Source organism: Rufibacter psychrotolerans (assembly GCF_016924645.1).
Taxonomy (GTDB): domain Bacteria; phylum Bacteroidota; class Bacteroidia; order Cytophagales; family Hymenobacteraceae; genus Nibribacter; species Nibribacter psychrotolerans.
Genome location: NZ_JAFFJV010000004.1, coordinates 20,984 through 42,612 on the forward strand (window position 1 = coordinate 20,984; position 21,629 = coordinate 42,612).

Below are 21,629 nucleotides of genomic sequence, written 5' to 3' on the forward strand. Positions count from 1 at the left end.
AATGAGAAACACAACAAAATGGACAGGCATCTCTGCTCTGTTTTTGCTGGGCTTACTTCCGGCCGCTCATGCGCAGACGGGTTGGGGCGAAGGCACTAAATTAGAAAGCACCGAGATTGTAGTAGAGAAGAACCGGGTTCTGGAGCTGCCAGAGGCCCACCGGAACTTTGAGAAATTCCTCATTCAGCCCCCAAAGCTGGGCGACCGCAAGGTAACCTACCGGTTTAATGAATACCGTTTGCCGGAGCATTACATCAACCTGCCGGTGAAGGTGTTAACCATTCAGCAGGAAGACCTGCCCAAGCTGTACGGGAACTACGTGAAAGCCGGAATTGGCAACTACGGCTCGGTCTATGCCAAAGGATACTTCCACAACAACCGCAGCGATAAACACTCCTTCGGGGCCCAGGTGGGCCACTTGTCCTCGGCCCACGGGCCGGTGGAGCATTCGGGTTCTGCCAGCAGCTACGTGCAGGCCAACGGGGAGCTGTACGCGGGCCATGTGACCGTGGGCGGACGCGTGCGGTACGAGCGGGACCAGAACAATTTCTACGGCCGAAAGGACGTGGCTGAAGTGGATAAGAACGCTATCAAACAGGTATATAACCGCTTTGGGGTAGAGGGGCACTTGAACAACCTCACCGACCTGAAGAATGTGTTTCACTACAACGGCAAAGTGGGCCTGAACTACACCGGCGATGATTTCAACGCCCGCGAAACCCACGTGTACGGCAACATGGCCAGCAGTTATGACCTGAGCGATGCGTCTAAGGTCCTGATTGACCTGGACCTGGCTTATACCAGCCTTAAGGGAGAGAGCACCTACAGCCGGGGCTTGTTCAAAGTACGGCCGGCTTACGCCTTGCAAATGGACAAACTGGGGCTGGTGCTTGGGGCCACCATTGCCTATACCGGCGACACCATCAATGACGCCCGTAAGTTTAACCTGTACCCAGCCCTGGAAGCCAACTACCAGGTCATCAAAGACAAACTTACCTTGTTTGCCGGGGCCAGCGGAGACTTACAGCGCACCACCTTGTACTCCCTGAGCAAAGAAAATCCCTGGCTCAACCAGAACCTGCAGATTGCCGACGTGAACAAAGGCTTGGAAGTGTACGGCGGGGTGAGCGGCAGCATCAGCAAATACCTGCAGTTTACCGGCCGGGTGGCCGTGCAGAACTACCGCAACCTGTACTTCTACAACAACGCCGTGGCTGACTCGTCCAAGTTTGACGTGTTGTATGACAACGGCGTTACCAAGGTGTTCCAGTTCTTCGGGCAGTTAACCTACAACCAATCTGAGAAGCTGCGGCTGGGGGTGAAGGCTGAAAACAACAAGTACACAACTGCCTCATTGCGTGAACCTTTCCACCGGCCAGACATGCTGGTGAGCGCCTTCGGCACGTATAATCTTTCAGACAAGATTCTCTTGAACAGTGAACTTTACTATATTAGCAGTTCGTTCGGGGAGATAACCCGCGCGGACGGTACCAAGGTGCTGCAAGAGACCGATAGCATAGTAGACCTAAACCTGAGGGGCGACTACCGCATCACACCTAAGTTTTCGGCGTTCCTGATGGGGAACAACCTTTTGGGCAGCAAGTACCAGCGTTTTGTGAATTATCCCAGCCAGGGAATTTCCTTCATTGGCGGGGTTACCTATTCATTCTAAAAAAGTATGGTTCAAAGCCACATTAAATCCCTGCTTTACGCGTATGACTGCGTGATCATCCCAGATTTCGGGGGGCTAATCACGCATTATGCGCCTGCAAAGATCCATCCGGTGAAACATACGTTTACACCGCCTTCCAAACGGGTTGCCTTCAATGAGCAGCTCAAGGTGAACGATGGGTTGCTGATCTCCACCCTGGCCCAACAACAGAAGTGGCCCATGCCGCAGGCGCAGATTGCCGTAGCAGAGTTTGTGCAGGAACTAAAACACCAATTATTGACCCAGCACCGCTTTGAGCTGCAGGACGTGGGGGTGTTCCGCTACAATGCCGAGCGCAAGGTGGTGTTTGAGAACCTGGAGAGCGACAACTTCCTGGAGAACTCCTTCGGGCTACCTGAGTTGGTGGCCAAACCCATTGCCGGCAAAGAAACGCTGGTACTGCGGGGCAACTACCAGGACCAGCCTGCCCAAACCCCGGAAAAGAAAACCGGCAGGTTCCGCAAGCTGTACCGTGTGGGCGCCAGCCTGGTGCTTGGCGGCCTCTCCCTTGCCGGCATTTACCTGATTTCCCTGAAGAACGACGTGGCCCTGAGTTCCCTAAACCCGGTATCGCTGCTTTCCACTTCCCAGAACTCCGCCCCGGTTACCGATGAGCCTGCGCAAACCACTGAGTCAGATGCTTTTGAGCAAGCCCAGTTAACGGAGCAGTACAAGGCCACCCTGCCGGGGGAGCCTTCCATTGAGGAGGAACTAGCCGCCGAAGACTCAGTTTTGGCCAATTTCCCGAAAAGTAGCCCCGAAACACCAGGCGTGGCGGCACAGAGCCCGGAAGCGGCACCTGAAGTAACCCTTGAAGAGAAAGTAGCCGTAGCGCCCGAAGCGAAAAAGCCTGCTGAGGCTGCGGCCGTTACTACCAAAGAGGTGAAAACCGCTGAGGTAAAAACTCCCGCAAAAGCCGCTGTCGCGAAATCAACCTCTACAATTAAACAGAAGACGGGCCGTTTCTACATCATCATGGGCGTGTTTGATGCCTCTAACGGGTATGCGGCCATGAACCAGAAGCAGCTTCTGAAAAAGGGGTTTAAATCTAAGATCATCACCTCCATCCACGACAAGAAAAGGCAGCGGGTATCAGTGGCAGATTTCGCTACTGAGGCCGATGCTTTCGCAGCTCTACCGGCGTTGCGCTCTAAAATCAGCAATGAACTTTGGGTATATAACTATTAACATGATCGCTTTTCTTCTTCAGATTACCCCTGCTCCAGTAGACACCACGGCCGCCGCAGCCGCTGAAACAGCCACCACCGAATCAGTCACCCTCTGGGATCTGGCCCTTGCCGGGGGCTGGGCCATGTTTCCGCTGCTGGCCCTCTCATTGGTAGCCATCTATATTTTTGTAGAACGGTACCTCACCATCAAGAAAGCATCAAAGAACCCCACTGAATTCACGGGCCGCCTAAAGAGCCTGGTGCTGGCCGGCGACATACAGGGAGCGCGCATGCTGTGTGCCCAAACCAACTCGCCCATTTCGCGCATGCTGGAGAAAGGCATTTCCCGCATTGGGCAGCCTTTGAAGAGCATTGAGGCCTCCATTGAGAACGTGGGCAAGATTGAGATTTCCCGCCTGGAGAAGAACCTGTCTGCGTTGGCTACGGTGGCCGGTGCCGCCCCCATGCTGGGCTTCCTGGGAACCGTTACGGGTATGATTGGCGCGTTTATCGCCATTGCCCAGGCAGAAGGCTCCATTAGTCCTAAACTTCTTTCGGGAGGTATCTATGAGGCGATGGTAACCACGGCGGCAGGGTTGATCATTGGTCTGCCGGCGTATGTGGGCTACAACTTCCTGGTGTCAAAGATTGACAGCATTGTGCATGACATGGAGTACAGCTCCATTGAGTTTATTGATCTGTTACAGGAGCCCCAAGTCTAATGAATTTACGTTCTAAAAACAGGATCAGCGCAGAGTTCAGCATGTCTTCCATGACAGACATTATCTTTCTGCTCCTGATCTTCTTCATGCTTACCTCCAACTTTGTGACCCCCACGGCCTTGCCGGTGAACTTACCGTCCAGCACCAAGGGCAGCATTGTGATGCAGAAAGTAAGCGTGACCATTACCTCAGACCTGAAGTACTACGTAAACGACCAACCCACCAGCCTTGAAACCCTCCGGACCGATCTGACCCAGGCCCTGGGGGGAACCGAAGAAGGGCAGGGGGTTGTTGTTCTGAATGTAGACAAGAGTGTACCGGTGGAGTACCTGGTGAAGGTGGGCGGCATTGCCAGCGACCTGAAAGCCAAAATCTCCATTGCCACCATTACCAACGAATAGACCAGCATGATTGCCGCTAGCCAACAGGAAGAAGAGAAGAACAAGCGCATTGCCATGGGCGTGAGCATTGTGGTGCATGTGCTCTTGTTCCTTTTGCTGTTCTACATGCTTGCCTGGCAGGCTCCAGATCCGCCCCTTGACCAATTGGGAGGCATCGAGATGTCGTTCGGGACCACGGAGACTGGCAGCGGTGATGTGCACAGCAAGGCCGAGCCCAACCCCTCCACCAACCAGGAAGACAGCCGGCCGGCTGCCAAAGCCGAGAGGGTAACCCCGGTGCCGCAGCCCCAACCCCAGCCGGTAGAAGTGGCCAAAGCCGAGAAAGTGGTGACCACCACCGCTGAGTCGCCGGTGAGCGTGAAGGAAGAACCCAAGCCCAAGGTAGAGGAACAGCCTAAAGTAAAGGAAGAAGTAAAGAAAGTAGAAACCCGCGCCCTCATGGGCAAAGCCAAGACCGGCTCGGGCAACGGAGTGGCTGGGAGCAGCAACAATCCCACCGGGAACAACAACGGCGATGAAGGCAACGTGGGTGACAAAGGAAATCCCGCTGGCAAGTACCCCGGCAAGAAAACCGGAAAAGGCGGCAGCGGCGGTGGTTCTCTGAACATGCCCGGTTGGCGCTATGACCTGGAACCCCGCACCGACCCCTATGAAAACGAAAGCGGACGGGTGGTGTTCCGCATCAAGATTGACGGAGACGGCGAGTTGGTGAGTCTGGAAGTGGTAGAAAGCAACGTGAGCCCTCAGGTGGTGAACTGGTACAAGAATGAAGTAAGGAAAACCTCCTTCAGCCGCATCAATAACTCAAATTCCAGCGCCGGGGCCACCGGAACCATCACCTTTATCATCAGAGCCAATTAAAGAAGACCTTCGTGCAATACGAACAAGCCTTAGAATACCTATACCAGCAGTTGCCGATGTTTCACCGCATCGGCAACGCTGCTTTTAAGAAGAGCCTGGACAACATTCTTGCCCTAACCGCCGCCCTGGACCATCCGCAGCACAAGTTCAAAACCGTGCACGTGGCGGGCACCAACGGCAAGGGAAGCTCTTCTTCCATGCTGGCGGCCATCTTGCAGGCGGCCGGGTTCAAAACCGGGCTGTACACCTCGCCACACCTCAAGGAGTTCACTGAGCGCATCAGGGTGAACGGGGAAATGATCTCCCGGGATAAAGTGGCCCGGTTTACGGCGCAGCACCAGCCCCTGTTTGAGCACGTGAAGCCTTCCTTCTTTGAGATGACCGTGGCCCTTGCCTTTGTTCACTTTGTGGAGCAGGAGGTAGACCTCGCCATCATTGAGGTAGGCTTGGGCGGCAGGCTGGACTCCACCAACATCATCACCCCGCTGGTTTCGCTCATCACCAACATTGGCTTGGACCACCAATCCTTGCTGGGCAACACCCTGCCCGAGATCGCCGGCGAAAAAGCTGGGATCATCAAAGCAGGAGTTCCGGCCGTCATCAGTACCACCCAACCGGCGGTTTCGGTCATATTTGAGCAAAAGGCCCGGGAAACGCAAAGCCCGCTCCGGTTTGCCGATCAGCAGTTCAGGGTAGAGTTTCTGGAAAGCAACGGCATGGCCTCTTTTTACCGGGTGTATAGGGGAGAGAAACTGTACTTAGACCAACTGGAGCTTTCCCTGCTGGGCAATTACCAACGAAACAACTTGCCCGGCGTACTGGCCACCGTGGAGGAACTGACCCAACAAGGCTTCACCATTACCGAAGAGCACCTCCGCCAGGGCCTGCGCCAGGTGCAGACGCTTACCGGGTTAAAGGGCCGCTGGCAGGTCCTGAGCCAACAGCCGCTCACCATCTGCGATACCGGCCACAACGTAGACGGCCTCAGCGAAGTGGTGAAGCAACTGATGGCCTTGAAGGCGCCGCAGGTGCACTTTGTCTTTGGGGCCGTGAACGACAAAGACATCCAGAGTGTGCTTAGGCTGTTGCCGGTACGCTACCGCTATTATTTCTGCCAGGCTCAGATACCCAGAGCTTTGCCGGTGCAGCAGCTGTGGGAAGAAGCCCAGTTTGCCGGCCTCAAGGGACACGCTTACCCAACGGTGGAAGACGCAATCTTGGCCGCCAAAGCCTTTGCCCGCGAAGATGAGGTAATTTTCATTGGCGGTAGTACCTTTGTGGTGGCGGAAATCGCCGAACTATAATTCATGGGCAGAGGGAAATTAGAAAAGTTTGCCGTTAACGCTACCCGCCGCAATGTGGTGGAGCCGGGCAAAGAACTGTTTGAACAACTGAAAGGCCGCTGGAACAGCGAGTTCTTTCAAAACGAGAATCCAATTATTCTGGAAGTAGGCTGCGGCAAGGGCGAGTACACCATTGGCATGGCCCAGCGCTACCCAGATAAAAACTTCATCGGCATTGACATCAAGGGCAACCGCATCTGGAAGGGCAGCACCCTGGCCGAGGAGGCGGGACTGACCAATGTGGCGTTCCTGCGGATCTTTATTGAAACCCTGGAGCAGCACTTCGGGGAGAGCGAGGTAGACGAGATCTGGATTACCTTCCCAGACCCGCGCCCCCGCAAGCGCGACATTAAGCGCCGCCTCACCTCGCCCCGGTTCCTGGAGATGTACGAGCGCATCTTAAAACCCGGCGGCAAACTGCACCTCAAAACCGACAGCGCCTCTTTGTTTGAGTACTCGGTGGAAGTGCTGGAAGAACGCAACGTGGCCAATTTTCTGCATACCTGGGATTTATACCAGTCTACCCTGCAGGAACACACCATGGGCATCTACACCACCTTCGAGAAAACCTACCTGGAGCAGGAGGTGCCCATCAAGTATCTGCAGTATACCGTAGGCTGATTTGGAAATTTGTAGATGTGCAGATTGATTAATGTGCTAATTGGCTAATGTGCTGATGTGCTAATTTTCAAATCGCTTATCTCGTACATTGTAAAGAAGCTGCTTATTCTCCCTGGTTCAAGCGTCCGCTTGTACCTTGCGCGTACAAAAGGTCCATGTTTTTGGGCAGTTATCTGAAAAATAGCCCTGAAACGGCGGCACAAGCGGACGCTTGCGCCAGACAGCTCTATAGATAGAAAAGAAAAACCCTAAACAGGTTCAGGATTAAGCAGAAAGCTAAAGAGTCGTTTTTTGGTTGTTTTGAAAGAAAAACACCAAAAAAAAAACCTTTGATTTTTAAAAAATACATATTGTTGTTTTTTTGCGCTTTTAAAAAAAAAACCACAACAAACCACGACTCTTTAGCTTTCTAATGTATAACTCAGGAGATGCGTCAACATGCTGCTGGCTAAATCCTCACATCTCCACATCTTCAAATCTCCAAATTTGGAAAATCAGCACATCAGCACATTGCCCCATTAGCTCATTACCCAATCTGCACATCTTCAAATCTCCAAATTTGAAAAATTAGCACATCAGCACATTGTACCATTAGCACATTACCCTAATCCTCCAGCTGTTCAAAGATTTCTTCCAGCTCATCAAAGTTCTTGAAGCCGGGGCGGATTTCCTGGCCGCCTTTCAGGGCAATGCCGGCGGGCTGAATCTTATCCAGGGCCTGGCGGGTGTTTTCTTTGGTGAGACCGAAGCCCAGGAGGATGGGGTACTTTTTAGAAATATCGCGCAGGAAACGCAGGTTGGTCTCGTCAATGAAGGAGAAGTCCTCTGAGTCAATCAGGAAGTATTCCACGTGGTGGTGGTAGGTTTCCAGGGTGCTCATGATGCGCTCTTCCACGGTGTCTTTGTCAATGAGCAAGCGCAGGATAATGGGCAGGGGCAGATCGTCCAGCTCCTCAATGAAGTAAAGGGAGTTCAGCTGCAGCATGTCTACTTTGTACTCCAGCAGCAGTTCCTCCAGTTCCTGCACCGACAGGTCGTTTACCTCGCCCACCAGCTTTACCCCCGAAACCCAACCCGAGATTTCTTTGAAGGAAGCCGGCGACACGTGCTGCTCATGGTCGGGTTGCAGGGCAAAGCCCAACATCTCCACGCCCATGCCCGCGCAATACCGGGCATCGCTTAAATTGGTGATCTGGTTAACAAGGACAATTGTATTTAGTGCCATTTCTATTTTTTGCTTGTTTGTAAGAAAACAGCCCTGAAAAGGGTGGTTCCGGGGCCAAAAGTAATGCCTTTCCTTTTTACTGCCTATACCGTTAGGCTAAAAGCGCCTATTAAAAGCAGTTTTAAGCAGGGGCCCTCTATTAAACTTATTTTTAGGCCGAAGGGTTAGAATAGAGCATACAACTAAGTGCCTGAGCCTCAGCAGGGGCAAAACGCATGATTTTTGCTATATTTGCAGCATTGTTTTTCGGCGGGACTGTGAATCCCGTTTTATTTCAGAAAAAATGAGTCAAAAAGGAAGAGTATTGGTGGCCATGAGTGGCGGCATTGATTCCTCAGTGGCAGCGGTATTGCTCCACGAGCAGGGATACGAAGTAGTGGGCATGACCATGAAAACCTGGGACTACTCCAGTTCCGGGGGAAGCAAAAAGGAAACCGGCTGCTGCAGCCTGGATTCTATTAACGACGCCCGCGACATTGCTGTGCAGCTGGGCTTTCCGCATTACATTATTGACATCCGTGAGGAGTTCGGCGATTACGTCATCAACCATTTCACCGATGAGTACATTGCCGGCCGCACGCCCAACCCGTGCGTATTGTGCAACACCCACATTAAGTGGGATGCCTTGCTGCGCCGCGCCGATAAACTGGGCTGTGATTTCATTGCCACCGGGCACTACGCCAACGTGCGAGAAGAGAACGGCCGGTATGTGATCTCCAAGGGCAAGGACCATCACAAAGACCAGTCGTACGCGCTGTGGGGCATCTCGCAGGAGAGCCTGAGCCGCACCATTTTCCCGCTGGGGCACTTGCACAAGACCGAGATCCGCCAAATGGCCATGGACCGCGGCTTTGACGCGCTGGTGAAGAAAGCCGAGTCCTATGAGATCTGCTTTATCCCGGACAACGATTACCGCGGTTTCCTGAAAAGAAGGGTACCCACCTTGCAGGCTGAAGTAGCCGGTGGTGACTTTGTGCTGGAAGACGGCACCGTGGTAGGCAAGCACGAAGGCTACCCGTTCTACACCATTGGGCAGCGCAAGGGCCTGGGCGTGGCTTTGGGCTACCCGGCGTTTGTAACCAGAATTGAGAAAGAAACGAATAGGGTAGTGCTGGGCAACTACGAGCAGCTGGCCAAGAACGGCATGAACGTGGGCAAACTGAGCATGGTGAAGTACGAGAACCTGCACGGCCTGCCCACCGAAACCGTGACCAAGGTGCGCTACAATGACCCGGGCACCGCCGCCACCATTGAACAGGTAGGCGACAAAATGTTGGTGAAGTTCCATGCCGGGGTCAATGCCATCGCCCCGGGCCAGGCCGCCGTCTTCTACGAAGGCGACGACGTGATTGGCGGCGGATGGATTGAAACCAGCTTTATGGTTGATTAATTTGGCTTTAGAAGTAGTATGAAAAAACTCTTGTTCCTGGTGGCCGTGGTGGCCGGTTTTCTTTCTTCCTGCGGTGACGATGAGATTTCCAGAGATCCAGACAGCATCGGGTACCAATATTATCCGCTGGAAGTAGGAAGATACTGGATCTTCAATGTCACGGAGAACAAGTACGTCAACAACGCCAAGGTAGAGACCACCACCCACCAGACCAGGGAGGAGATTGATGCCATCGTCAAAGACCAGACCGGGAAAGAGTGGTACCGGGTGGAGCTAAGCCGCCGCCCTGATGCCAGCGCAAACTGGGTCATCAGCGGAGTGCGGCTGGTTTCGCTTAGCGCCAATAACCTGCAGATTCAGGAGAACAACCAAACCACCGTGCAAATGGTGTTCCCAGTCAAAAACGGCTATTCCTTTGTTGCCAACGGCTTCCAGGATCAGGAAAATCCAGTGTATTTCACCTACGCCGCTCTGGGCAAGGCGTTTTCTCAGGATGGGCTGTCGTATGATAACACGTTGACTTTAGTCAAACTTGATGAAGATACCGAAGTTGTTTTTGACAAAAGTATCGAGGTCTTGGCTTTAAATTCTGGGCCTGTCTATAGGTCAGAGCAATTGTATGATTACTGCGATGATTCTACCGGAGAGACATGTCCTTATGCTGTAGATTATATAGTCTCTGGTTCAGACAGGACCGAGATTTTGGAGAGCACAGGCCTGGTACAGGAATAGTTTTCCTTTTAACCAAAGAAAACCTCGCGTGAAATCATTTTTGCGCGAGGTTTTTATTTTTCCATAACTCCTTCTGGGCTTGCCTGTTTCCTCTACGTTTTCAGAAAAATGGCCCTGAAACAGGAAGGCTTGCAATAAGCCTTGGTGAATTGCTTTTTGCCCCCAGAAAGCGTTGCTTTGTAAAACAATCAACACTAGTATAATGCCCCATTTAATTGCCCCTTCCGTATTGGCTGCCAACTTTGGCCAATTAGACAAAGACGTAGAAATGCTCAACCAAAGCACCGCCGACTGGATTCACGTGGACGTGATGGACGGCCGGTTTGTGCCGAATATCTCGTTTGGGTTTCCGGTGCTGCACGCCATCCAGAAAGTGGCGCAGAAACCCCTGGACGTGCACCTCATGATTGAGCATCCTGAACTGTACATTGAGCAGTTCAGGGCTGGCGGGGCAGACATTATCACCGTGCATTATGAAGCGTGTACGCACCTGCACCGCACCCTGCAACAGATAAAGGCCACGGGTGCCAAAGCCGGGGTAGCCCTCAATCCGCATACGCCGGTGACGGTGCTCTCAGAAGTGATTCAGGACATAGAGGTGGTATGCCTTATGTCGGTGAACCCAGGGTTTGGCGGACAATCGTTTATTAAGCGCACGTACCAGAAAATCAAAGACCTTAAAGCTCTAATTCAGGCCGCCGGTTCTAACTGCCTCATAGAGATAGATGGTGGCGTAAACCAGGAGAACGCCCCTGAGTTGCTCATGGCCGGGGCCGATGTGCTGGTGGCGGGTTCGTTCGTGTTCAACGCGGCCAATCCTACCCAGACCATCCAAAACCTGAAAGCAATTTCAATCTAAATCTTCATGGGGAAGCGCATAGGAGGTTGGGCCGTAGTGGTGCTGTTGCTGCTGAGCTTTCAGGCAATGGCCCAGCAAGCCTATTTGCAGGGCATTGTGCAGGATTCGCAGCAAAGGCCCCTGGCGGGTGCCACCATCGCCCTCCCCGACAAGAGCCTTTCCACCGCCACAGACGCGCGCGGCAGGTTTACACTGAAGCTTCAGGCCAACACACCTTACACCCTCACCATTAGCTACATAGGGTACCAGTCTGCCCGGCAGGAAGTGGAACTGGTACCCCGCGAAACCCGGTTTGTGACCATTGAACTGCAGGAAGACAATACCCAACTAAGGGCCGTCCGGATCAGGGGCAAAAGCCAATTGGATACCAAGGATGAGGTTAGCATCACCCGCTTAGACCCGCGCCTGACCCAGACCCTGCCGGCCCCGTTCCAGGAGTTTAACAAAATCCTGCTCACCCTGCCCGGCGTGACCAGTAACAACGAGCTTTCCTCGGGCTACTCGGTGCGGGGAGGGAGCTATGACGAGAACCTGGTGTACGTGAACGGAATTGAGGTGTACCGCCCTTTCCTGAACGTGAGCGGACAGCAGGAGGGGTTGAGCTTCGTCAACCCAGACCTGGTAGAAGACGTGACGTTTTCCTCCGGAGGCTGGCAACCCAAGTACGGCGATAAACTTTCCTCGGTGCTGGACATCCAGTACCGCACGCCTTCCAAGTTTGCCGCTACGGTATCGGGGAGTTTGACGGGCGGCTCCCTGCACGCCGAGGGAACTGCCGCAGGGGGAAGAATGGGTTTCCTGCTGGGGGCGCGTCATAAAAATGCCGCCTACGTGCTCAACAGCCTGGAAGTACAGGGCGACTACCGGCCCAAATTCTCAGATGTGCAGGCTTTTCTTACCTATGACTTGTCTTCCAAAGCCAACCGGGCTGCCGGGTTGGCCCCCAGAACTACCCTCAGCTTTTTGGGCAACGTGGCTCAGAACAACTACCAGGTAAGGCCCGAGACCCGGGAAACTACCTTTGGGAATCAGTTTCAGATGATGCGCCTGTTGGTGGGGTATGACGGGCAGGAACAGATGCGCTACACCACGTACCAGGGCGGCCTGAAACTACAGCATGACGTGACGCCCAGCCTGCGCACTGAGGTAATCCTTTCTGGCCTGTACAGCCAGGAGCGTGAGATACGGGACCTGGAAGCGGGCTACCGGTTCTGTGATGTCATGCCCACCCCGGGCGTGTCGCCGTACAACCGGTGCGCGGGTGAGCGCGGCGTGGGCACCCGCTATGAATATTCCCGCAACAAACTGCGGGCCGCCATGCAGACCCTGGAACTCCGCACCACCTGGACAGCCTCGGCCAGGAGCCAGTTCAGCGCCGGCATCAAAGGCGGGCGGGAAAGCATCCAGGATGTGCTGCAGGAATATTCCTTCCAGGACTCGGCTGATTACGTGTATGACCTGACCCTTTTACGGGGGCAGCAGGATCTGGCTTCCTGGCGTTACCAGGGGTTCGCCCAGCACCAGGTAACCATAGACAGCCTGAAAACCCTCACGTACGGCCTGCGCTTCCATTACTGGTCGATGAACCAGCAATTCTCCGTCAGCCCCCGGGTGCAGTACGCCATGCAAGTGGCCCGTCTGCCCAACTGGTCGTTCAAGGTGGCCACCGGCCTGTACGTGCAGGCACCTATTTACCGCGAGCTGCGGGGGGCCAGGGGGGAAGTGTACCCCCACACGGCGAACCAGCAGTCCTGGCACTTTATTACGGGTACCGAGTACAAGTTTCAGAAATGGGGCCGGCCCTTCAAGCTTTCGGCCGAGGCCTATTACAAGTACCTGCCTTCGGTGATTCCGTATGAGCAGGACAACATGCGCATTCGGTACCTGCCGCAGGTAAAGGCCACCGCTTATGCCGTGGGCGTAGATGTGCGGGTAAACGGAGAGTTTATTAAAGGCGAGGAATCCTGGTTCAGCATCGGGTTCCTGAGAACCCGCGAAAACCTGCAGGGCGACTCTACCCTTATCCGTGACCCGCAAACGGGACAGGTGGTGAGCAAAACGGCCAAAGGCTACATCAGAAGGCCCACCGATCAGTTACTTAACTTCGGGATCTTCTTCCAGGACCACCTGCCCAACAATCCCACCTTGCGCATGTACCTGAACACGGTGTTCAGTACAGGCTTGCCCTTCGGCCCCTCGGGCGACATTAACCTGAGAAGCAGCTTTCCGGGGCCTTCCTATAAGCGGGTTGACATTGGGTTTTCTAAGCTGCTCACGGTAAAAGGCACCGAAGCCAACGGGGCAGGCCTGAACAGCCTCTGGTTGAGCCTGGAGGTGCTGAACCTGATTGCCGCCAATAACGTGATCTCCTATAATTACGTGCGCGACTATACGGGCATCACCTACGCGGTGCCTAACTACCTTACCGGCAGGTTGGTGAACCTAAGGTTTATTGCCAAATTTTAGAAAAAAGGCCTAAAAACGTGCGCCCCGGAAACAGGAAAGCCGGTCTAGTAAGATAGACCGGCTTTCCTGTTTCCGGGGCGTTTTCGGGAAGGAAGGGCTAAACTAGTTTACCGCGAACCGTTTCTCTTTCCATAGCACCGCGGCGTCTTCAATCTCATCGGCGTAGGCCTGGTAGCTTTCTTTGGCTTTTTTGCCCAGCTTCTGCGCTTTCTTGTTCAGCTCCAGGGCTTCCATGTACTCGTTCTTCTGGGCCAGCAGCTTTGCCTTCAACCAGGTATTGTAAAAGTTCTCCTCAATGCTGATGGACTTGTTCACCCACTGCAGGGCCAGCTCATGGTCTGCGTTCTGCAGCAGCAGGTAATTGACCGCCTGCGCGTACACCGACCAATCTGTTGCGGCCGCCGAGGAAAGCGAGTCTTTGATCTGGTTCAAGGTCTGCTTATGCGTTTCCACTCGGATGGGGACCACCAGCTGTTTGTCGGCCCAGTTCAAGGTCAACCTGCCGCCATTGGCGGAGATGTCTTTGACCGAGTACTGCAGCGTCTCATGGAACGGGGCAGGCTGCGGTCCGAACGAAAGTCGCACCTGGTCCAGCTGGGGATCATACCCCTCGGCGCCCCACAAGCCTTTCTGCTTGCTCAGAATAAAGGTCCAGTTGGCGGAGTCTACCGGCAGGATGTACAGGCTGTAGGTGCCGGCCGGAATCATCTCCTGGGCAATAAAAACGTTGGTGCTGAACGTGATGGTGGTGGCTTCGTTAGCCCCGGCGCGCCAAACCTGCCCGTACGGTACCAGTTTGCCCCAAACCTCGCGGTTCTTAACGCCCGGGGCCCCGTAGTTGATGGTTACTTCTGTGATGCCAATGGTGTAGGTGAGGTTGGCTCTGGGGCTAGGCTGCGGCAATTTCAATTGGGTTTGCGCCAAAACCGGAAGCGTGAGCAGGCAGAAGAAAACAGCAACTATGTATTTAACCATCTTAGAACATTGTTTTGTTGGTGGCAGAAAAAAGGGAAGCTTAGATATGCTGAATTTTTTCTGTATATATACCTATTCTGAGTTTATATTGTAAAATACAAATATAATAGGTAGATCCATACAACGCAAATACAAAAATAAAGCCAAGCGGGTCTTTGTTTTTCAGGAGAACGTACTACCTTTGAACTACATTATGAGCAGCACCTACAAAAATATTTCCCTTTCTCACGCCGCCGCCGCGGTGCACGGGGTGCATTGCCATCATTTCCATCATTCCTCTTAGGAGGAAGACTATCATTATATCGCCCGTACTGGGGCTGGGCCCCATTTAGCCGTCGCTTTACTCAGAGATAAGCGAGGCAGCCACTATCTTTGTTCCCGATTTCACGCTTCGCAAAGCAATTATTTACTAATATGATCCGGTTAGCCATCCAAAAATCCGGGCGCCTTTCAGATGATTCCTTAAAACTCATCCGGGAGTGCGGCATCTCTTTCATCAGTGCTTCTTCCAAACTCAAGACTGAAGCCACCAATTTCCCCCTAGAAATCTTGTTCCTCCGCGACGATGACATTCCCGGCTACGTAGCCGACGGTGTCGCTGACATTGGCATTGTAGGCCAGAATGTGCTGGTTGAGGAAGGTCTGCAGGAGTTGTCGGTGAAAGCCCTAGGCTTCAGCAAGTGCCGTTTGTCTTTGGCAGTATCCAAAGGAGACACGTACACCGATGTCACTTCTTTACAGGGCAAGAACATTGCCACTTCTTACCCCAACCTGCTGCAGGAATTCTTAACCTCTAAAGGCGTACAAGCCGATATTCATACTATCAGCGGCTCCGTAGAGATTGCTCCCAGCATTGGCCTGGCGGATGCGGTGTGTGACATTGTAAGTTCCGGCTCCACGCTTATCAGCAACGGTCTGCGCGAGGTTGAAACGGTTTTCAAATCAGAAGCAGTTTTGATCGCCAACAAGAACCTGGATGCTGAAAAGAACCGGCTGTTGCAGCAGTTGCTGTTCAGGATGGAGGCAGTGCAGAAAGCGCAGAAGTCTAAATACGTGGTTCTGAACGCACCCAACTCAGCTATTCCTCAGATCAAGCCATTGTTGCCAGGCATTAAGTCACCTACTATTATACCATTAGCCGAAGAAGGTTGGAGCTCCCTACACTCAGTGGTGAACGAAGATGATTTCTGGGACATCATCCAGAAATTAAAAGAAGCCGGTGCCGAGGGTATTTTGGTGGTTCCTATCGAAAAGATGATTGGGTAAGTATGAAAACCTATCTATATCCTAAACAAGAGGAATGGGCAGCCTTAACACAGCGACCAGTACAAAAGCTGGATCAGTTGCGGGAAGGTGTGCAGCAAACTTTTGACCTGGTACAGCAAAGCGGAGATGCAGCTCTGATAGAACTAGCAGCCAAGTTCGACAAAGCGACGTTGCCAAGTGTTTGGGTCACCGAAGAAGAAGTTACTGCCGCTATTCCGCAAGTATCTGAAGAATTAAAGGAAGCTATAGGGTTAGCTTACAATAACATAAAGCGTTTTCATGAAGCGCAGCGTGAACCAGTACATCAGGTTGAAACCATGGCAGGAGTAACCTGCTGGAGAAAACCTGTGGGAATACAGAAGGTAGGTTTGTACATACCGGGCGGTTCAGCTCCTTTGTTCTCAACGCTGCTCATGTTGGGGATTCCTGCCCAGATTGCGGGTTGCAAAGAAATCATTCTGGCCACTCCGCCAAGTTCGGATGGTACTATCAACGCCACCATTCTCTACACCGCCCACAAACTCGGCATCAAGCGCATTCTCAAAGCCGGCGGCGCGCAGGCTATTGCAGCTTTAGCTTTCGGGACGGAGACAGTACCAGCCGTAGATAAAATCTTTGGACCCGGAAATCAATATGTGACCGCCGCCAAACAAATGGTGACCCAGATGGGCGTAGCCATTGACATGCCGGCGGGTCCCTCAGAGGTATTGATCATCGCTGATGATTCTGCCGATGCAGACTTCGTGGCCGCCGACTTACTTTCACAGGCCGAGCACGGTCCTGATTCACAAGTTGTTTTCGTAACAAATTCAGAAAAACAGCTCCAAAACGTACAAGCCGCCGTGGCGGAACAAGTAGCAAAACTGCCTCGGCAGACGGTGGCCCAGCAAGCCTTGGATAATAGCTTAGGTGTGGTGGTACGTTCTTTAGACGAAGCGTTAGCTTTCTCTAACCTGTACGCGCCAGAGCACTTGATTCTGTCGGTTGTGGAGCCGGAAGTTTTGGCGGAAGGAGTAACGCAGGCCGGTTCGGTCTTCATGGGGCACTTTAGTCCTGAGTCGGTAGGAGATTATGCATCAGGCACTAACCATACCTTGCCTACCAATGGATATGCACGCAACTACAGCGGTGTTTCCCTAGATAGCTTCGTGAAGAAGATTACTTTCCAGCAACTCACTCGCGAGGGTTTGGAGCGCATTGGCCCCGCCGTAGAAACCATGGCAGAGGCCGAAGGGCTGCATGCCCACAAAAATGCGGTGACGGTTAGATTGATGAAAAAGTAACCCATCTTTGTCATCTTGGAAAGATCTCGGTGGCGAACGGCAGTAGCTTCTGAATAACAGCTTTTCTAGTTCGCCCACAAGATCCTTTCAGGATGACAAAAGAAGAGGAGGATAAATCAGTAGTAAAACGATGCGCTAAAAAGAGAATTAGCACATCAGCACATTACTTAATTAGCACATTGACCAATGTTTTCAATAGATAATTTCATTCGTCCGCACCTGAAGTCACTGAAGCCGTATTCATCGGCGCGTGATGAGTTTGAAGGCGAAGCCAGCGTCTATCTGGACGCAAACGAAAATAACCTGGGCAGTCTGGCAGGGGGCGTAGATTACAACCGCTACCCAGACCCGTACCAGAAAACCATCAAAGAGAAGCTGTCAAAGCTGAAAGGTGTTAAACCAGAGCAAATCTTCATAGGAAACGGTTCAGACGAAGCTATTGACTTGTTGATGCGCCTGGTTTGTGAGCCAGGTCGTGACGAGGTGTTGTTATTGCCACCTACTTACGGCATGTATGAGGTGAGTGCTAACATTCACAACATAGGCATACAGCGGGTGCCGCTAAATGAGCGATTTCAGCCTGTTTTTGAGAAAATAGCCGAAAAACAAACCGAGCGCACCAAAATCCTTTTCCTTTGCTCGCCTAATAACCCGACCGGAAATATTTTGGAGCTTGCCACGGTAGAAAAGTTGATCCGTTCTTTCAATGGTCTGGTAGTGGTAGATGAAGCCTACATTGACTTCACAAATTCACCTAGCTGGATTACCCGTTTAGACGAGTTTCCGAACCTGATGGTGATGCAGACGCTTTCCAAAGCCTGGGGAATGGCTGGTCTTCGTTTAGGAATGGCTTTCGCTTCGCCAGAAATCATTGGCTACCTGAACAAGATTAAGCCTCCTTACAACATCAACGTGGTCACGCAGGAGCTGGTAAGTGCTGCTTTAGATAAAACTGCACAACTAGAGGATATGCTGCAAGTTATCATCCAAGAACGCACTCGTTTAATGGATGCATTTGCATCGCTTCCTTTGATTGAAAAAGTGTACCCTTCAGATGCCAACTTCGTGCTGGTACAGGTGCCGAACGCCAATGAACTTTATGCCTACTTACTAGAGCGTGGCGTAGTAGTTCGTAACCGTTCTACTCAACCAGGTTGTGCGAATTGCCTGCGCATCACCATTGGCACGCCAGCCGAAAACGATAATCTTTTAGAATCACTGAACGCCTATTCCGCTCAAGAAGCCACTCTGTAAACCATGAAAAAAGTTTTATTTATAGACCGCGACGGTACCATTCTCCTTGAACCACCTACCGATTATCAGGTAGACTCTTTTGAGAAGTTCTCTTTCTACCCGAAGGTCATCCGTAACCTCTACAAAATATTTACAGAGCTGGATTACGAGTTCGTGATGGTTACCAACCAAGACGGTTTAGGCACAGATTCTTACCCTGAAGACACCTTCTGGCCTTACCAGAACAAGATGCTGGAGATTCTGGAAAGCGAGGGCATCAAATTCGCGCACATCCACATTGACCGCAGCTTTGAGCATGAGAATAGCCCTAACCGCAAGCCTCGCTTAGGCATGCTGGGCCAGTACCTGACCGGTGACTATGACCTGGCTAATTCTTACGTAATTGGTGACCGCCTCACCGATGTGCAGATGGCCAAGAACTTAGGTTCTAAAAGCATCTTGTTACAAGATATTGCCAATGAAGATGCTTCCTTCATCAGCACAGATTGGGATGCCATTTACAATTTCCTGCGTTTGCCAGCCCGTAAAGCCACCATCCAGCGGAACACTAATGAAACGCAAATCAGTGTAGAGATAAACCTGGACGGCGAAGGAAAGTCAGACATGCAGACGGGTGTTGGCTTCTTTGACCACATGCTGGACCAGCTGGCGCGCCACTCCGGAGTAGACATGCGCATTCATGTGAAAGGAGATTTGCACATTGATGAGCACCATACCATTGAAGATACTGCTCTGGCCCTAGGTGAAGCCTTCGCTCAAGCCATTGGCGACAAACGTGGCATTAACCGCTATGGCTTCCTGTTGCCGATGGATGATGCCCTGGTGCACGCTGCTATTGACTTCTCAGGTCGTCCATGGTTAGTGTGGGATGCCAAGTTTTCTCGTGAGAAAGTAGGAGACATGCCCACCGAAATGTTCATGCACTTCTTCAAATCCTTCTCAGATACATCTAAGTCTAACCTCAACATCAAGGCCGAGGGCGAGAATGAGCATCACAAAATAGAGGCTATCTTCAAAGCCGTAGCTAAGGCTATTAAAATGGCATTAGTGCGTGACGTGAACAAGATGGAGATTCCAAGTACCAAAGGCGTTCTATAATGAAAATCGTCATAGTAGATTATAAAGCAGGTAACGTGCAGAGTGTGCTTTTCGCCTTAGAGCGATTGGGCGCGCACGCTACCGTTACCTCCAATGCCGAAGAGATTCAATCTGCGGATAAGGTGATTTTCCCGGGTGTGGGCGAGGCTTCCTCGGCGATGCGTGCGCTTAAGGTTAATAATCTGGACCAGCTGCTGCCTACCTTAACCCAGCCATTCTTAGGTGTTTGCTTGGGCATGCAGTTGTTGTGCCAGCACTCTGAAGAAGGCGATACCCAAATGCTGGGCATTATTCCGGTGCCGGTGAAAAAGTTTGATGCAGCCATTAAAGTGCCGCACATGGGCTGGAACAATCTGCACCACTTGAAGAGTGACTTATTTACTGGTATACAGGAAGAAGAATACGCTTACTTCGTGCATAGCTTCTATGCTCCAGTAACCGAACATACCATTGCGCAGAGCTCTTACCCTGAGCCCTTCAGTGCTGCCCTGCAGTACAAAAACTTCTACGCAGTTCAGTTTCATACCGAGAAAAGTGGTCCGGCAGGAGCACACATTCTCCAGAACTTCTTAAATCTCTAAGCCATGGACATTATTCCGGCTATTGACCTTATCGGCGGCCAGTGCGTTCGCCTCACCGAAGGTGATTTTTCACAGCAGACTACGTACCACACAGACCCGGTAGAAGTAGCAAAACAGTTTGAAGGCCTCGGTTTACGTCGGTTGCACCTGGTAGACTTAGATGGTGCGCGCGCCAAACAACCGGTGAACTTGCCGGTGCTGGAGCGTATCGCTAGCCAAACAAAACTGCACATTGATTACGGTGGAGGTTTGCAAAGCTCAGAAGCTATCCGTCAGGCGTTTGATGCCGGTGCAAAGCAAATTACCGCGGGCAGCATTGCCGTACGGGAGCCGCAAACTGTAGAAGCATGGCTGAAGGAGTATGGTGCAGACCGCATCATTGTAGGCGCTGATTTCAAAGACAACCGCATTGCTATCAATGCCTGGGCGGAACAAAGTGAATTAACACTGGAGTCGTTTTTAGCCTCTTTTTCAGAAAAAGGCGGAAAAACGTTCATCTGCACTGATGTGAGCAAAGACGGCAAACTGCAAGGTTCTTCTATTGAGGTTTACCAGCGTTTACTGGAGCAGTTTCCCACCTTGCAGTTCATCGCCAGCGGCGGCGTAACTACCATTGAAGAAGTACGTCATCTCCGCGAAGCAGGCTTACACGGTGCTATCATCGGCAAAGCCATCTATGAAGGCACCATTTCCCTGGAAGACCTGGCGAAAGAGGTTATCTAGTAGGACAATTCGCTGGCGCGAGCTTGCAGCTCGTGTCCGCACGCATACCAGATAACGTCAGAACCTGCAAAAGAAGGCACGAGCTGCAAGCTCGCGCCAGCGGTAAAAACATATTAAAAATACAAACAGGTGAGGATGTAAGAAGAAGTCTTACATCTTACGTCCTGAGTCAGATAAAATGCTCACAAAAAGAATTATTCCTTGTCTGGATATCAAGAACGGACGTACCGTAAAGGGCGTGCGGTTTGAAGATATCCGCGATGCCGGTGACCCGGTAGAATTGGCTGCTTTGTACGCAAAACAAGGCGCTGATGAACTGGTTTTTCTGGACATCACCGCCACCAATGAAAAGCGGAAGACTTTGGTGGAACTGGTGCGCGAAGTAGCCCGCTACATTGATATCCCGTTCACAGTGGGTGGCGGTATAAGTGCCGTGGAAGACGTGGAAGTGCTGTTGCAAAACGGCGCTGATAAAGTATCGGTGAATTCCTCGGCAATCCATCGTCCGGAACTGATTACTGAACTGGCGAGTCGTTTCGGGAGCCAGTGCGTGACTGTGGCCATTGATACAAAAAGTACCCCTGAGGGCTGGAAGGTGTTCAGTAAGGCAGGAACAGTAGATACTGATCTTTGGGCATTAGATTGGGCCAAGGAAGTGGTAGAACGTGGGGCCGGAGAAATCCTGCTCACCTCCATGAGCAACGACGGCACCAAGAACGGCTTCGCGCTGGATATTACGGGTGAGATTTCCCGCAACGTAATTGTGCCCGTGATTGCTTCAGGCGGTGCCGGTAATGAGCAGCACTTCTTAGATGTTTTTGAAGTAGGTGCTGACGCAGCCTTGGCAGCAAGTATCTTCCACTTCCAGGAAGTACCTATTCCCGGCCTGAAGAGGTTCTTAGCGGAGAATAAGATAGATATTCGTATTTGAGACTCAAGACACAAGATA

20 protein-coding genes are annotated in these 21,629 nt (G+C 52.1%); 18 read left to right on the forward strand and 2 right to left on the reverse strand.

Annotation, left to right across the window (positions count from 1 at the left end):
- The first annotated feature begins 1 nt into the window (after position 1).
- The 7 genes from JT718_RS04535 to trmB are packed head-to-tail and all read left to right on the forward strand — an operon-like array spanning position 2 to position 6,828.
- Complete coding sequence (locus JT718_RS04535) at positions 2-1,672, forward strand: porin family protein (RefSeq protein ID WP_205500688.1); 1,671 nt, start codon at positions 2-4, stop codon at positions 1,670-1,672.
- Between the two features lie 6 nt (positions 1,673-1,678).
- Positions 1,679-2,899 carry an HU domain-containing protein gene (locus JT718_RS04540; protein ID WP_205500689.1) on the forward strand — a complete coding sequence of 407 codons (1,221 nt, stop codon included), beginning with the start codon at positions 1,679-1,681 and terminating at the stop codon, positions 2,897-2,899.
- Position 2,900: 1 nt separating this feature from the next.
- Positions 2,901-3,602, forward strand: coding sequence for a MotA/TolQ/ExbB proton channel family protein (locus JT718_RS04545; RefSeq protein ID WP_205500690.1), 702 nt, complete (start codon positions 2,901-2,903; stop codon positions 3,600-3,602).
- Complete coding sequence (locus JT718_RS04550; protein ID WP_205500691.1) at positions 3,602-4,003, forward strand: ExbD/TolR family protein; 402 nt, start codon at positions 3,602-3,604, stop codon at positions 4,001-4,003. The genes JT718_RS04545 and JT718_RS04550 overlap by 1 nt, the downstream gene beginning before the upstream one ends.
- A 6-nt stretch (positions 4,004-4,009) precedes the next feature.
- Positions 4,010-4,864, forward strand: a complete 855-nt coding sequence (locus JT718_RS04555; protein ID WP_205500692.1) for a hypothetical protein — start codon at positions 4,010-4,012, stop codon at positions 4,862-4,864.
- Between the two features lie 11 nt (positions 4,865-4,875).
- A complete protein-coding gene (locus tag JT718_RS04560) occupies positions 4,876-6,168 on the forward strand; it encodes a bifunctional folylpolyglutamate synthase/dihydrofolate synthase (protein ID WP_317195477.1) in 1,293 nt (430 codons plus the stop codon).
- A gap of 3 nt (positions 6,169-6,171) precedes the next feature.
- Positions 6,172-6,828 carry a tRNA (guanosine(46)-N7)-methyltransferase TrmB gene (gene trmB, locus JT718_RS04565; RefSeq protein WP_205500693.1) on the forward strand — a complete coding sequence of 219 codons (657 nt, stop codon included), beginning with the start codon at positions 6,172-6,174 and terminating at the stop codon, positions 6,826-6,828.
- 604 nt (positions 6,829-7,432) lie between these two features.
- Here the strand turns inward: trmB and trpF are convergent.
- A complete protein-coding gene (gene trpF / locus JT718_RS04570; protein ID WP_205500694.1) occupies positions 7,433-8,053 on the reverse strand; it encodes a phosphoribosylanthranilate isomerase in 621 nt (206 codons plus the stop codon).
- Between the two features lie 283 nt (positions 8,054-8,336).
- Here trpF and mnmA point away from each other — a divergent pair, with 283 nt between their 5' ends.
- The 4 genes from mnmA to JT718_RS04590 all read left to right on the forward strand — a co-directional run bounded on the left by mnmA (position 8,337) and on the right by JT718_RS04590 (position 13,500).
- A complete protein-coding gene (gene mnmA / locus JT718_RS04575) occupies positions 8,337-9,443 on the forward strand; it encodes a tRNA 2-thiouridine(34) synthase MnmA (protein WP_205500695.1) in 1,107 nt (368 codons plus the stop codon).
- 18 nt (positions 9,444-9,461) lie between these two features.
- Positions 9,462-10,175, forward strand: a complete 714-nt coding sequence (locus JT718_RS04580; protein WP_205500696.1) for a hypothetical protein — start codon at positions 9,462-9,464, stop codon at positions 10,173-10,175.
- A gap of 202 nt (positions 10,176-10,377) precedes the next feature.
- Positions 10,378-11,034 (forward strand): ribulose-phosphate 3-epimerase, encoded by a 657-nt coding sequence (rpe, locus tag JT718_RS04585; protein ID WP_205500697.1) that lies wholly within the window; start codon positions 10,378-10,380, stop codon positions 11,032-11,034.
- Positions 11,035-11,040: 6 nt separating this feature from the next.
- Positions 11,041-13,500 (forward strand): TonB-dependent receptor, encoded by a 2,460-nt coding sequence (locus JT718_RS04590; RefSeq protein ID WP_205500698.1) that lies wholly within the window; start codon positions 11,041-11,043, stop codon positions 13,498-13,500.
- Between the two features lie 102 nt (positions 13,501-13,602).
- Here the strand turns inward: JT718_RS04590 and JT718_RS04595 are convergent, their stop codons facing one another.
- Complete coding sequence (locus JT718_RS04595) at positions 13,603-14,475, reverse strand: DUF2911 domain-containing protein (protein ID WP_205500699.1); 873 nt, start codon at positions 14,473-14,475, stop codon at positions 13,603-13,605.
- 414 nt (positions 14,476-14,889) lie between these two features.
- Here JT718_RS04595 and hisG point away from each other — a divergent pair, with 414 nt between their 5' ends.
- From hisG to hisF, 7 genes are all read left to right on the forward strand, one after another.
- Positions 14,890-15,741 carry an ATP phosphoribosyltransferase gene (gene hisG, locus JT718_RS04600; RefSeq protein ID WP_205500700.1) on the forward strand — a complete coding sequence of 284 codons (852 nt, stop codon included), beginning with the start codon at positions 14,890-14,892 and terminating at the stop codon, positions 15,739-15,741.
- Between the two features lie 2 nt (positions 15,742-15,743).
- On the forward strand, positions 15,744-17,024 hold the full coding sequence (gene hisD / locus JT718_RS04605) for a histidinol dehydrogenase (RefSeq protein WP_205500701.1): 1,281 nt from the start codon (positions 15,744-15,746) through the stop codon (positions 17,022-17,024).
- Positions 17,025-17,210: 186 nt separating this feature from the next.
- Positions 17,211-18,278, forward strand: a complete 1,068-nt coding sequence (hisC, locus tag JT718_RS04610) for a histidinol-phosphate transaminase (RefSeq protein ID WP_205500702.1) — start codon at positions 17,211-17,213, stop codon at positions 18,276-18,278.
- Between the two features lie 3 nt (positions 18,279-18,281).
- Positions 18,282-19,376, forward strand: a complete 1,095-nt coding sequence (gene hisB, locus JT718_RS04615) for a bifunctional histidinol-phosphatase/imidazoleglycerol-phosphate dehydratase HisB (RefSeq protein WP_205500703.1) — start codon at positions 18,282-18,284, stop codon at positions 19,374-19,376.
- A complete protein-coding gene (gene hisH, locus JT718_RS04620; RefSeq protein ID WP_205500704.1) occupies positions 19,376-19,957 on the forward strand; it encodes an imidazole glycerol phosphate synthase subunit HisH in 582 nt (193 codons plus the stop codon). Before hisB ends, hisH begins: the two co-directional genes overlap by 1 nt.
- A gap of 3 nt (positions 19,958-19,960) precedes the next feature.
- Positions 19,961-20,680, forward strand: a complete 720-nt coding sequence (gene hisA, locus JT718_RS04625; protein ID WP_205500705.1) for a 1-(5-phosphoribosyl)-5-[(5-phosphoribosylamino)methylideneamino]imidazole-4-carboxamide isomerase — start codon at positions 19,961-19,963, stop codon at positions 20,678-20,680.
- Between the two features lie 178 nt (positions 20,681-20,858).
- Positions 20,859-21,611 (forward strand): imidazole glycerol phosphate synthase subunit HisF, encoded by a 753-nt coding sequence (gene hisF, locus JT718_RS04630; protein ID WP_205500706.1) that lies wholly within the window; start codon positions 20,859-20,861, stop codon positions 21,609-21,611.
- Positions 21,612-21,629 lie beyond the last annotated feature (18 nt).

Bases quoted from the DNA above. Each gene is read 5' to 3' on its own strand.
- hisH (WP_205500704.1), top strand. From the start codon at position 19,376: ATGAAAATCGTCATAGTAGATTATAAAGCAGGTAACGTGCAGAGTGTG.
- hisF (WP_205500706.1), top strand. From the start codon at position 20,859: ATGCTCACAAAAAGAATTATTCCTTGTCTGGATATCAAGAACGGACGT.
- hisA (WP_205500705.1), top strand. From the start codon at position 19,961: ATGGACATTATTCCGGCTATTGACCTTATCGGCGGCCAGTGCGTTCGC.
- hisC (WP_205500702.1), top strand. From the start codon at position 17,211: ATGTTTTCAATAGATAATTTCATTCGTCCGCACCTGAAGTCACTGAAG.
- JT718_RS04540 (WP_205500689.1), top strand. From the start codon at position 1,679: ATGGTTCAAAGCCACATTAAATCCCTGCTTTACGCGTATGACTGCGTG.
- JT718_RS04590 (WP_205500698.1), top strand. From the start codon at position 11,041: ATGGGGAAGCGCATAGGAGGTTGGGCCGTAGTGGTGCTGTTGCTGCTG.
- hisD (WP_205500701.1), top strand. From the start codon at position 15,744: ATGAAAACCTATCTATATCCTAAACAAGAGGAATGGGCAGCCTTAACA.
- JT718_RS04535 (WP_205500688.1), top strand. From the start codon at position 2: ATGAGAAACACAACAAAATGGACAGGCATCTCTGCTCTGTTTTTGCTG.
- hisG (WP_205500700.1), top strand. From the start codon at position 14,890: ATGATCCGGTTAGCCATCCAAAAATCCGGGCGCCTTTCAGATGATTCC.
- JT718_RS04595 (WP_205500699.1), bottom strand. From the start codon at position 14,475: ATGGTTAAATACATAGTTGCTGTTTTCTTCTGCCTGCTCACGCTTCCG.
- JT718_RS04580 (WP_205500696.1), top strand. From the start codon at position 9,462: ATGAAAAAACTCTTGTTCCTGGTGGCCGTGGTGGCCGGTTTTCTTTCT.
- JT718_RS04555 (WP_205500692.1), top strand. From the start codon at position 4,010: ATGATTGCCGCTAGCCAACAGGAAGAAGAGAAGAACAAGCGCATTGCC.
- JT718_RS04545 (WP_205500690.1), top strand. From the start codon at position 2,901: ATGATCGCTTTTCTTCTTCAGATTACCCCTGCTCCAGTAGACACCACG.
- JT718_RS04550 (WP_205500691.1), top strand. From the start codon at position 3,602: ATGAATTTACGTTCTAAAAACAGGATCAGCGCAGAGTTCAGCATGTCT.
- rpe (WP_205500697.1), top strand. From the start codon at position 10,378: ATGCCCCATTTAATTGCCCCTTCCGTATTGGCTGCCAACTTTGGCCAA.
- trmB (WP_205500693.1), top strand. From the start codon at position 6,172: ATGGGCAGAGGGAAATTAGAAAAGTTTGCCGTTAACGCTACCCGCCGC.
- mnmA (WP_205500695.1), top strand. From the start codon at position 8,337: ATGAGTCAAAAAGGAAGAGTATTGGTGGCCATGAGTGGCGGCATTGAT.
- trpF (WP_205500694.1), bottom strand. From the start codon at position 8,053: ATGGCACTAAATACAATTGTCCTTGTTAACCAGATCACCAATTTAAGC.
- hisB (WP_205500703.1), top strand. From the start codon at position 18,282: ATGAAAAAAGTTTTATTTATAGACCGCGACGGTACCATTCTCCTTGAA.